The sequence below is a fragment of the Streptomyces varsoviensis genome (assembly GCF_000718635.1).
Lineage (GTDB): Bacteria > Actinomycetota > Actinomycetes > Streptomycetales > Streptomycetaceae > Streptomyces > Streptomyces varsoviensis.
In genome coordinates, this window is record NZ_JOBF01000010.1 from 184150 (window position 1) to 194628 (window position 10479).

Annotated in this window: 10 protein-coding genes, 1 tRNA gene and 1 pseudogene; 5 read left to right on the forward strand and 7 right to left on the reverse strand. The window is 67.9% G+C overall.

The window, feature by feature from the left end:
- Positions 1-18: 18 nt before the first annotated feature.
- On the reverse strand, positions 19-333 hold the full coding sequence (locus IF55_RS38600) for a WhiB family transcriptional regulator (protein ID WP_106980405.1): 315 nt from the start codon (positions 331-333) through the stop codon (positions 19-21).
- A 382-nt stretch (positions 334-715) separates the two neighbouring features.
- Here IF55_RS38600 and IF55_RS16310 point away from each other — a divergent pair, with 382 nt between their 5' ends.
- Entirely contained in the window at positions 716-1168 is a 453-nt protein-coding gene (locus IF55_RS16310) for a helix-turn-helix domain-containing protein (RefSeq protein ID WP_245661223.1), read from the forward strand.
- Between the two features lie 186 nt (positions 1169-1354).
- Here the strand turns inward: IF55_RS16310 and IF55_RS16315 are convergent, their stop codons facing one another.
- Both IF55_RS16315 and IF55_RS16320 read right to left on the reverse strand, forming a co-directional pair.
- Positions 1355-1540, reverse strand: a complete 186-nt coding sequence (locus IF55_RS16315; protein WP_030888789.1) for a hypothetical protein — start codon at positions 1538-1540, stop codon at positions 1355-1357.
- Positions 1541-1595: 55 nt separating this feature from the next.
- Positions 1596-2885, reverse strand: coding sequence for a glycosyltransferase family 2 protein (locus tag IF55_RS16320; protein ID WP_078644483.1), 1290 nt, complete (start codon positions 2883-2885; stop codon positions 1596-1598).
- 522 nt (positions 2886-3407) lie between these two features.
- Here IF55_RS16320 and IF55_RS16325 point away from each other — a divergent pair.
- A complete protein-coding gene (locus tag IF55_RS16325; protein ID WP_245661224.1) occupies positions 3408-4793 on the forward strand; it encodes a cellulose binding domain-containing protein in 1386 nt (461 codons plus the stop codon).
- Positions 4794-5101: 308 nt separating this feature from the next.
- On the opposite strand, the gene IF55_RS16330 is transcribed toward IF55_RS16325, so the two are convergent.
- Positions 5102-6115, reverse strand: coding sequence for a hypothetical protein (locus tag IF55_RS16330; RefSeq protein WP_030888792.1), 1014 nt, complete (start codon positions 6113-6115; stop codon positions 5102-5104).
- An 870-nt stretch (positions 6116-6985) separates the two neighbouring features.
- On the opposite strand from IF55_RS16330, the gene IF55_RS37260 reads away from it, so the two are divergent.
- Positions 6986-7495 carry a hypothetical protein gene (locus IF55_RS37260; RefSeq protein ID WP_157854518.1) on the forward strand — a complete coding sequence of 170 codons (510 nt, stop codon included), beginning with the start codon at positions 6986-6988 and terminating at the stop codon, positions 7493-7495.
- A gap of 336 nt (positions 7496-7831) precedes the next feature.
- On the opposite strand, the pseudogene IF55_RS40625 reads toward IF55_RS37260, so the two are convergent.
- The 3 genes and pseudogenes from IF55_RS40625 to IF55_RS16345 form a co-directional block, all read right to left on the reverse strand.
- Positions 7832-7933 (reverse strand): annotated as a pseudogene (locus IF55_RS40625) (Uma2 family endonuclease); the annotation flags it as partial.
- A gap of 1 nt (position 7934) precedes the next feature.
- A complete protein-coding gene (locus IF55_RS40630; RefSeq protein ID WP_245661225.1) occupies positions 7935-8237 on the reverse strand; it encodes a hypothetical protein in 303 nt (100 codons plus the stop codon).
- 174 nt (positions 8238-8411) lie between these two features.
- Positions 8412-8484, reverse strand: a tRNA-Ala gene (locus IF55_RS16345).
- A gap of 118 nt (positions 8485-8602) precedes the next feature.
- Between IF55_RS16345 and IF55_RS16350 the strand changes: the two genes are divergently transcribed.
- Positions 8603-9148, forward strand: coding sequence for a helix-turn-helix domain-containing protein (locus IF55_RS16350; RefSeq protein WP_030888796.1), 546 nt, complete (start codon positions 8603-8605; stop codon positions 9146-9148).
- A 160-nt stretch (positions 9149-9308) separates the two neighbouring features.
- A partial coding sequence (locus tag IF55_RS16355) for a serine/threonine-protein kinase (RefSeq protein ID WP_048832037.1) occupies positions 9309-10479 on the forward strand: 1171 nt, incomplete at its 3' end.

Sequence of the window (10479 nt, forward strand, 5' to 3'; positions counted from 1 at the left end):
GAAAGGGGCGGGGGAGGGTCAGGGCGCGAGGGCGTCGGAGGCCGCCACTTCCTTGCCGTTGCGCCACAGCCGACCGCCGCTGACGCCGTCGAACCAGTTGTCGTACGGTGCCACCGCCTCCAGGCAGCGCTGCCGCACCCGGCACACCGCGCAGGCGCGCAGCGCGGGCAGCGCCGCCTCCCGGCGTCGGGCGAAGACCGCGCGGTCCGGCAGGCCGGAGCAGGCGGCGTCCCCGCGCCAGTCCTCCGGCCCGCCGGGTCTGGGCCGGGACGAGGTGGCGGGACGGGCGGAGGAGCCGGGGCGGCAGGAGGGTACGGGCTGGCATACGGGCATGGCTGAAGTCCCCTTCAAGGCTTGGAGGCAGGCAGCGAAGTCGGAGGTGGGTCCGGGCTGACCGGGCAGCGGGAGCCCGGACAGCCCGGCGGCAGGAGGGAGGAGGGCAGGCAGCGAGCGCACAGGAGGGTGGGGAGGCACCCTTCGTTGCGGGTTCGCAATTAGACCCTAGGTCGCCCCGCGCGCACACGCAACAAAAGCGCCGCTCTTCTGGATCCCGCCTCCTGAGCAGCCGGTCAACGTCCGCGCCGACGGCCCGTAATGTCCAGGCCGGTGTGGCGATTTGCGCACGCGCAAGTCATCCTGGTCATTGCGTGCGCGAGCGGGCGGTAGGGTCGCTCGCGCGGAGGGAGAGCAGGCAATGGTCAAAAAGGGGTCGGACATGGAGCACTTCGCGCACTGGGTCGAAGGCTTGCTACGGGAGCGCGGGTACGACATCGACAGCCCCCGAGGCGGCGGCAGATCGCAGCTCGCGGAGGACGCGGGAGTGCACCGTGCCGCGGTGACGCGCCTGCTCCAACGGCAGAGCCTGCCCGATCTGGAGACGATGCGGGCGCTGGCCCCGGTCCTCGGCGTGGGGCTGCGCGACATGCTCATCGAGTCCGGCAAGGTCGTCCCCGAGGACCTGCCGTTGCCGCCCCAGAGCACCGGGGCCGCGGCTCCGCGGGCAGGCTCCGCCGACGGCCCCCGGGCCACTCCCCAGGAAGCCGCCGACCTGCTGGGCATCCCCGAGAGCCATCAGCGGCAATTCGTGGAGATGACGGAGATGATCCTCACAGTCAGCGGCGCCCGCTCGGCTCCCGCCCGCGACACCGCGTTGGACCGCCTCGGCTGACAGCACCGCGCCGCGCGACGGTGCGACACCGCGCGACGGCCGTGCCTCGCGAACGATGGCTCACCCCGTGAGCGCCCACCCGAGGGTGCTCACGGGACTCACACAGTCGTACTCCTGGCGGCCCACAAAAGCCGTACCACCGAGCCCCACGCCCTCACCCGCGCACGCCCGTACCCCGGCCGGGGGCTATTTGCCCGCCATGCGGTGGTCCCGGCGGCGGCGCCTGATGGAGAAGGCGTAGGTGACCACCGATACGGCGATGATCACGAGGGTGGCCCACAGCATCAGCGTGTCGGTGTCCTCTACCCGCGTCAACGCATAGGCGATACCGGCGAGTATCGCGAAGACCCCCAGGCCCTTGAGGGAGTTCATTGCTCTCTCCTTGGTTCCTCTCCGCGGTTGCTGCCGCGGTCATTTCCAGCCGCGGTCATTTCCACGCGGATACGCGGGTCACGTACGACTTCACGATGGACGAGACGAGCCAGTGCGTACGCACCACGGTGTAGACCAGCTCGGGCAGCAGCAGGGCTTCGACGAGCATCGCCTTCCAGCCGAGGTTCCGTACCCGAAGGGCCGGATAGACGACCCAGAAGCCGAGCAGCAGCACGGAGAAGAGCGGGTAGTGGGAGAAGCCGCGCAGCGCGGTCCGTGCGAGCTGGGTGGAGCCCCAGCCCAGGATGTAGGCGGAGCCGACGAGCCCCAGGATCATGGTGCTGATGGAGTGCCAGGTGAACTTGGTCCAGCCGCGGCGGCGCAGCGTGTCCACCGTGCCGCGGCTCCACCGCTCACGCTGCTGGATCAGCTCGCGGAGGGTGGGCATGAGGTCGGTGTAGGCGATGCACAGTTGGTTGGCCGTGATCTTCCAGCCGGACTCCTTGAGCGCCAGCGTGGTCTCGTAGTCCTCGACCAGGTTGCGGTGGTCCTCCCAGAAGACCTGCCCCCGCCAGTCGAGGAGCCCTTGGAGCGCCTCGCTCCGGTAGAAGGAGCCGGCGCCCGACATGGTGTGCACGTCCTGGCGGTAGCGGACGTTGGCGGCCCGGCCGTACTCGATGATCTGCATGCCGAGCAGGAACCGCTGCCACGGGTTGCGCCACAGACCGGTGCGGCCGAGGCAGGCCGCGCTGACGCCTCCCAGCTCCGGGTCGGAGGCGAGGACGTTGCGGGCGCGCTCGATGAACTTCGGGTGCAGTTCGGTGTCGGCGTCCATGACCAGGACGTGCCGCACCTTGTTCGGGAGCCGCCCCCCGACGGACTCCCTGAGCCATTGCAGACCGTGGTTGAGGGCGCCGGCCTTTTTATGGGGATTGTTTTCCAGATTCAGTACGACGGTGTTCGGCGTGGACTCGTCGTCCGCGAACTGCCGCGCGAACTCCTCGGTACGGTCGGTCGAGTTGTTGACCACCACGACGATGAGGTCGGGGCGTCGGCTCTGAGTGGCCAGTGACTTCAGAGAGGTGAAGACACCGACCTCCTCGTTACGTGCGGGAACAAGGATGACGGTGTCGTAGATGACCGTATCGACTTGCTCGTCTAATGAGACGCGCCCCCGGCGATGCCGACTTCCCGCGGCTTCGACCCGCTGAACGGGGGCACGGCCTTTGCGGCGTCTGCCGCCGGCCGGTTCGGCACGCTGGGCCGGGGCACGGCCCGTGCGGCGCTGACCGCGCGACGAACGCGCGGCTTCGGCCCGTGCGCCGCTCGCAGTAGTGCCCGACAAGGTTCTCCCCCACTCAACTCAAAGTCACATGACCCACATCTTGTGCTGATCCTGTGAAAGCACAGCGAGAAGATAACCCAGGTATTTGAACGCCCGACTTCCCTTGAGGGCGGGTCAGCGTCCCCCAACGGGGGCACACTCCGCGAATCGCGACATCACCACCTAGAAAAAAGGTACAAGTCGCTCATATCGTCACAGTAAGAAGATATAAAGAAGTGATCAAAAGCACGCCACATCGAGGGGTCCCGACCGGGTTGACGCCGAGATGTACCTCCAAGCTCAAATAAACAGTACGTATCACCCTAAAAATGGATGAATCGGACAGAAACATATGCAACCTTGTTGTCCATATGTTCCGGTGGATCGTGGTTACGATGACGCGGAATGTGAGTCAGTCGTGAATGCGATGTGAAGGGCCCGCAGGTGGCGCCGCTCCTCGCAGCACATCAAGGAGCTTCCATGGGCCGCCCTCGTCGTAGACCCCGCCGCCGCGGAGGGGTCGTGATCAAAATAGTCGTTGTCATGGCCATAGTCATAGCCGCCGGTGCCGCGGCCTACGTCAAGTGGGGCCCTGGCAGATCTGGCGGCAGCGGCGATTCAGCGACCGGTGAACTCACCGTCCGATATCGCACCGACGGACCCACCGAGACGACGACGGCCAAACCCTGGCTGGAAGTCATCAACAAATCCAAGAAGACCATCCCGCTCAGCGATGTGACCCTGCGCTACTACTTCACCCCCGACGACGCCGCGAATAGCGCCGCCTTCGGCGTCAATTGCGTCCAGACGAGCAGGGGATGCGGCAATGTCACCCACAAAATGGGCACGCTGAGCGGCGGCGGCGCCACCACCCACTACGTCCAGATCGGATTCGGCGCGGGCGCGGGGGAGTTGAAGCCCGGGGGGACCAGCGAGGGGATCGGCCTCCAGCTCTACCGCCTGGACCACAAGAAGATGAACCAGGCGACCGATCCCTCCTTCGACGCCAAGATCACCCACTACGCACCGTCGAAGCGGATCACCGCGTACGTGCGGGGAGCCCTGGCCTGGGGCGACGAACCGAGCGGCACCGCCGATACGGACAAGAACCCGGCCTCGTCCCCCGCCGCGCCGGCGAAGGGGGTCATCTTCGACAACTTCCACTACACCGGCCCCGACGACCCCGCGCTCACCGCCAACGGCTGGCAGATCCGCACCGAGAAGGGCGGCCCCGGCATCCACGACACCTGGACGGCCGACGGCGTCACCTTCCCCGCCGAGTCGTCCGCCAAGGGCGGCCAGGTGCTCCAGCTCCGTGCCACCACCGACGGCACGAAGAAGGGCACCAAGCAGTCCGAAATCCAGAGCGCCAAGCCCGACTACTTCACCGGCACCATCGCCGCCCGCGTCTATTTCAGCGACAAGCCCACAAACGGCCGCAACGGCGACCACCTCAACGAGTCCTTCTTCACGATCTCCCCCGCGGACAAGTCGAACAAATACAGCGAGCTGGACTACGAGTACATGCCGAACGGCGGCTGGGGAGCGCCCGGCCCCCGCATCGACACCACGAGCTGGCTCGACGGCAACGGCAAACCGGGAAGCCGCACCACCCGGACCCAGAACCAGAGCCTCACGGGCTGGCACACCTTGATGGTCACCGCCATGAACGGCACGGTCACCTACTCCATCGACGGCAACAAGTTCTTCAGCCACAAGGGCAAGTTCTTCCCGCGGGAACGCATGGCCGCCCACTTCAGCACCTGGTTCATCGACCTCCCCTTCAAGGGCCGCCGCACCTGGGACACCCGCGTCAACTGGCTCTACTACCAGTCCGACCGCACCCTCTCCCTCACCGAGGTCAACAAGGCCGTCGACGACTTCTACGCCGCCGGCACGAACCACGTGAACACCGTGCCGAAGTCGTAAGCGGGGTCGGGTTGGGGAGCTGGGGGCGCCGTTTGCGAGAGACGGGGCCGCCGGTTGCGGGCGGGCCACGGACGTACGCGGTTCGGCACGGGCTACGGGCGCACGCGACGTAGCAAGACGACGCGAATCGCGTCCGCGTCCGCGGACGTAGACAGGTCGCCACGGACTACGGGCGGACGCGGACGTAGCAGGCTGACGCTGGCCGAGGCCCTGCCCAGGATGCCGATGGCAACCTGGGCAGGGCGCCCCGGCATCGGCACAGGGCGGGCCGGGACGGGGCAGCAAAGGCTGCCCCCGCGCGGACTGTCTCAGGACTCATCCGGCCAGCACGAGGTGACGACCAGGGTCGTCCCCTCCAGCGGGCTCCCCACAGCCGTCCCAGCCCACTCCGTGAGTACTCCCGGCTCCGCAGAGACCCTGGACAACAACTGGGCGACGTCTTCGGCACTCGGAGTCGCGGGCAGCACGCACCGGACGAGGGGTTCACCGGTGGCGCTGCTGTACTCCTCCTCCCCCTTCTCCTCGGGATCATCGGGCACCCACCGGCACACATCGACGTGCCAGGCGTCCGTGCCCGCACCACCTGGATCCGGGGCGGAGACCGTCAGGAAGTGGTGATCCGAGTCGTACGGCTCGGCAAAGATCTCGGGGTACTCAAGCGAGAACATCCCGTCGTCCGCCTGCGCGGCCGACCACTGGTCGAAGGCGGCGACCAGCAGCCGCAAATCCGAAACCGCCGCCTTACGCTGCTCGCGGGTGATGCCTTCCTCAAGACGGTCCAATTCCTTCCGCGCTTCACGCGTCAGAAGGCGCATGCCGCCCCTGTACGGAACAAACGGGAACCCGGAATCCCAGGAACGCTGATTCCCCTCAGGCACAGGGACTGCCTCCGAGTACTCGGCGAGCGCATCGCGCAGCTCACGTTCCTCTGTCTCCAGCTCCGTCTCGATCGCGATCCGGACCGGAGAGGGGGCAGCCGCGACCGCCTCGTCCAGGTCGACCAGCGCCTGATGAAGATCCCAGCAGACCCACTCGTACCAAAGGCTGTGCGCTCCGCCAAGGAGCCCAGCACGCGCCGCCCGGTCGGAGAGTGCCGTGAGGTGCTCAGTGGGATAGCGAGCCACCCGCCCGCCCCGCTCGTCAAAGAGGCCCAGGGGGACTGTCGCAAGGGCGGAGATCCGATTGAGTGCGTCGACGATCGGTGCGGCGAGCCCTGCAGACGCGAGGCTCGTCACCGTGGACGACACGGCATCGTCCGCACGCCGGTAGACCGCCAGAATCTGCGTCTTCCCACGGTTCGCGTGTTGACAGTAGATAGTCATGCAGACGCCTTTCGGCCGCCGGAGCAGTGACATCCTGGCGGCAACGGAAGAGAACACGGAAAGAGGCGGTGGCGAAGGCGCGTTCCGACGCTCCATGCCTCGAAGAGATCAGCGGTGGTTCAGGCCCTATCCCGAACTCCTTGCTCTCCGGCAGACTGCCCACGCCGCACCGCCCCGACACCCCTGAGGCAGCAGAGACTCACGACCTGAAGGGCGCTGCGGAGTCCAGAAGATCCGCGAGAGAGCCAGACGACCAGCTATCCCCCACGGTCCCTGACAAGCCGGCCCGCGCCCGGGCAGCAACCAGCCGGAGCCAGACGCCAGCACAGTCGTGCTGACATGCCAGCACAGGAAAACGGGAAAAAGGACCACCCTTTCTACCTTCATGCAGGTCAGGGTGGTCTAACCAGGTATCGCCCCGGGGGGGGCGGATGGCCGATGTTGAGGCTGCGGCTGATGTTAAAAAGCCTTGAGGGGGAGGCGGTTCACGTGTTTCGTCGATCGATTCGAGTCCTGGGTGCCACAGGTCTGTCGCTGGTGGCTGTACTTGGTTTGACGTGCGGGATCGCAGGGGCAGATGCCCCTGCGCCCGGCGTCCCGGCGACCGCGAGTCCGTCTGCGGTGCCGCGCCTGGAGCTCGACGACAGCAAGGTCAAGGTAGGGGGGTGGGCCGCGGTCAGCATCACGGGCATGTCTTCGGGTTGGCAGGCTGTGACGGTGACCTCCCCGGCCCTGAAAAGGCCGATACGCCTGACTCCCCGGCGGCCGGGAGCCTCAGAGTCCAAGCGGTACCCGTACGGAACCGGAGGGGGTCTTCGCGAGGAGATCCCGCCCTGGACGTACCCCATGACCGCTACCAGCGACGGGCGTGTGGTGGCCAGCGCGAACCTGACTGTCACCGCCCCGGCTCCGGCGGAGATCACCCGGTTTGTCGCCGGTCGCACGGGCACCCCGCTGGGAGTCGACGATGCCACACCCAAGGTGGTCGTCCGCCCGGGCGTCACCATCGTCGTCCTTCTCGCGGACGTCCACGCCGCCCGCAACGAGGACGCTCTCACCGTCAAGTCCCCGGCTTTCCGTATGCCGTTGACTATCAAGACGGACAGCCCGGACGATCCCGGCTGCAAGTGCACCGACGGAACCACGGTGTATGCCGGGCACACCGCCCTGCGCCCAGATCTGCCAGCCGGCACGTACCGGATCACAGTCACCAGCCACCACGGGCAGAACACCAGCACCGCCGAGTTGAAGGTGGCCGGGCCCCCCGAAGGACGCTCCCGGCCCTGGCTGATCACAGGCGCCGTCGTCCTGGTCCTGGCAGGCGCGGGCTTCACCATCCGCCGCTCGCGGAGGTCGAAGAACGTGACGCCGGCCCCCTGACCTGGTTTCCCCAGGTTTCCCTGAACCTTTCTTCTTGCCTCGGGCCGACCCGGCCTGACGCATTATCTCCCTGACCAGAGAGCATTCCTTGCGTACGCCACCCATGCGAATACGTCGTCGTGCCATGTCCGCGCTCTGCGGTGCGCTGCTCGCGATGCTCGTCGGTGCCGCTGCCGGCGTCAGGAGCCGTAGCGCGGCAGAACGCCAGTGTCGAGCGGGGGACGGCAGCGGGGCAAGCAGGTAGATCGCCTCCTCGCACACGCCGTGCAGCCGACCGTCGTACTCCCCGCCCTTGGGCCGGGTGTGCAAGCTCCAGTGACCGGTACGGGGGTCGAGGACAAACAGAACAGCGACCCCGGCGCGGGCGTACCAGCCGTTCTTGTCCGTGATGTCCCTGGCCTTCTCCGACTGCGAGATCACCTCAACAGCCAGGACCACGTCACCAGGGTCGGCGAGCCAGGGACCCGTCTTCCTCCCACACAACGATCAGTATCGCCAGACCCGGGGTGGCGTAGCCGTCCGGGTCCTCCGGCATCGCGACCGACGACATCTCGTACGGGGCCAGGGTCTCCGGGAGCCGAAATTCGATCTGGACCCGCAGACGCCGGATGGTGCCGGCATGCTTGCCGCGAGGGGTGGGGGGCATCCCGAGGCTGCCTCCGATGATCTCGGCCCCCAGCCCTGTCGACACCTCAATCCGCTCAGCGACCTCACGCAGGTCCCCAGGGCGCGGATGCAGCACAGGAGAGGTACCCCCTGAACACGGGGCCCAGGAGATCCACGGGGAAGCACACACCCGAGCAAGCCCCCGAGATCATGGGGCCTCCCGCCTCGATGGGCACCGATGTGCCCACCGACGGGCACGAAAAATGCCCCCCGAATCCGCGTTTACGCAGTTCAGGGGGCATTTCACAGGTGGAGCCTAGGGGAGTCGAACCCCTGACATCTGCCATGCAAAGACAGCGCTCTACCAACTGAGCTAAGGCCCCGTTCCCGACCAGGGTACCGGGTACCGGACGTCATGCCCGACCGGGTATCGCTCGCACGTACCGCGCTCCGTAGGATGCACCGCAAGATTCGCGGCAGCGAAGCGAAGGGGAGAGCGAGATGGACGCAGCACAGCAGGAAGCCACCGCCCGCGCACGAGAGCTACAGCGAAACTGGTACGGGGAGCCGCTCGGGGCCCTCTTCCGCCGTCTCATCGACGATCTCGGCCTCAACCAGGCCCGCCTCGCGTCCGTGCTCGGCCTCTCCGCCCCGATGCTGTCCCAGCTCATGAGCGGCCAGCGCGCGAAGATCGGCAACCCCGCTGTGGTCCAACGCGTCCAGGCGCTCCAGGAATTGTCGAGTCAGGTGGCGGACGGCAGCGTCAGCGCCGCCGAGGCCGCGGACCGTATGGAGGAGGTCAAGAAGACCTCGGGCGGCTCGGTGCTGAACACCACCCAGACCACCGCGAGCAGCGGCGCCCCGACCGTACGGCGCGTGGTGCGGGAGATCCAGTCGCTGCTGCGCTCCGTGGCCGCCGCCGGCGACATCATCGAGGCCGCCGACACCCTCAGCGCCTCCCACCCCGAACTCGCCGAGTTCCTGCGGGTGTACGGCGCCGGCCGGACCGCGGAGGCGGTCGCGCACTACGAGGCGCACCAGAGCTGACGACCGGCAGCCGACCAGGAACGGCCCGGGGCGGCCCGGAACTGCGTCCCGGAGGCCGACCGGGGAGACCGACCGGGAAGACGGACCCGGGAGACCGACCGGGCACTCCCGAAGAATGACCGGGAACTGATCGGGACGAAGTGGGGGTGGGCACAGCGCGATGGGTGAGGTCTTCGCCGGCCGGTACGAGCTGGTCGACCCGATCGGGCGCGGCGGCGTCGGCGCCGTCTGGCGCGCGTGGGACCAGCGACGACGGCGTTACGTGGCAGCGAAGGTGCTACAGCAGAGCGACGCGCACACCCTGCTGAGATTCGTCCGGGAACAAGCGCTGCGCATCGACCACCCGCACGTGCTCGCGCCCATGAGCTGGGCGGCCGACGATGACAAGGTGCTGTTCACCATGGACGTGGTGCGCGGCGGCTCGCTGGCCCATCTCATCGGGGACTACGGTCCGTTGCCGCCCGCCTTCGTGTGCACGCTGCTCGACCAGTTACTGTCGGGGCTGACGGCCGTCCACGACGAGGGCGTCGTGCACCGCGACATCAAGCCCGCCAACATCCTGCTGGAGGCGACCGGCACCGGCCGCCCGCACCTGCGCCTCTCCGACTTCGGCATCGCGATGCGCAAGGGCGAACCGCGGCTGACGGACACCAACTTCGTCATGGGCACGCCCGGTTACTTCGCGCCGGAGCAGATGCTGGGCGAGGAACCCGACTTCCCCGCCGACCTCTTCGCCGTCGGCCTGGTCTCCCTCTACCTGCTCACCGGCACCAAACCGGACGCGGAGGCCCTGGTACAGCGCTTTCTCGACCACGGCACCCCCAACGCCCCCGAAGAGGTGCCGGAACCGCTGTGGCAGGTCATAGCCAATCTGCTGCAGCCCGACCCGTACGTCCGGTTCCGTACGGCCGCGGGGGCGCGGAAGGCGCTCGGCGCGGCGGTGGAGCTGCTTCCGGAACCGGGCTTCGACGAGGAAGTGATCGAGGTCTTCGACCAGCTCGGGCCGCTGCCTGCGGGGTTCGGGCCGGACGGCCCGGAGCGGCCGGCGCAGCCAAAGCAGGCGAAGCAAGTTGAACAGGCAGAACAGGCGGAACAGGCCGATCCGAGACAGGGATCTGGTCCGGGCTCACCCCCATCCAACCCGTCGCCGTCCGATACGGCCGGCCCCCCACTCCCGGCTCCCAGCGCCTCTACGGACCCACACCCCTCGCCTCCCCGCCCCGTCGACACGTACTACGCGCCGCCCCCCGAGCCACAACACCCGCACCTGCCCCAGCACATACGCCCGGAACAGCACCCCACTCCCCAGCCCCCGCTGCACGCCCCCAACC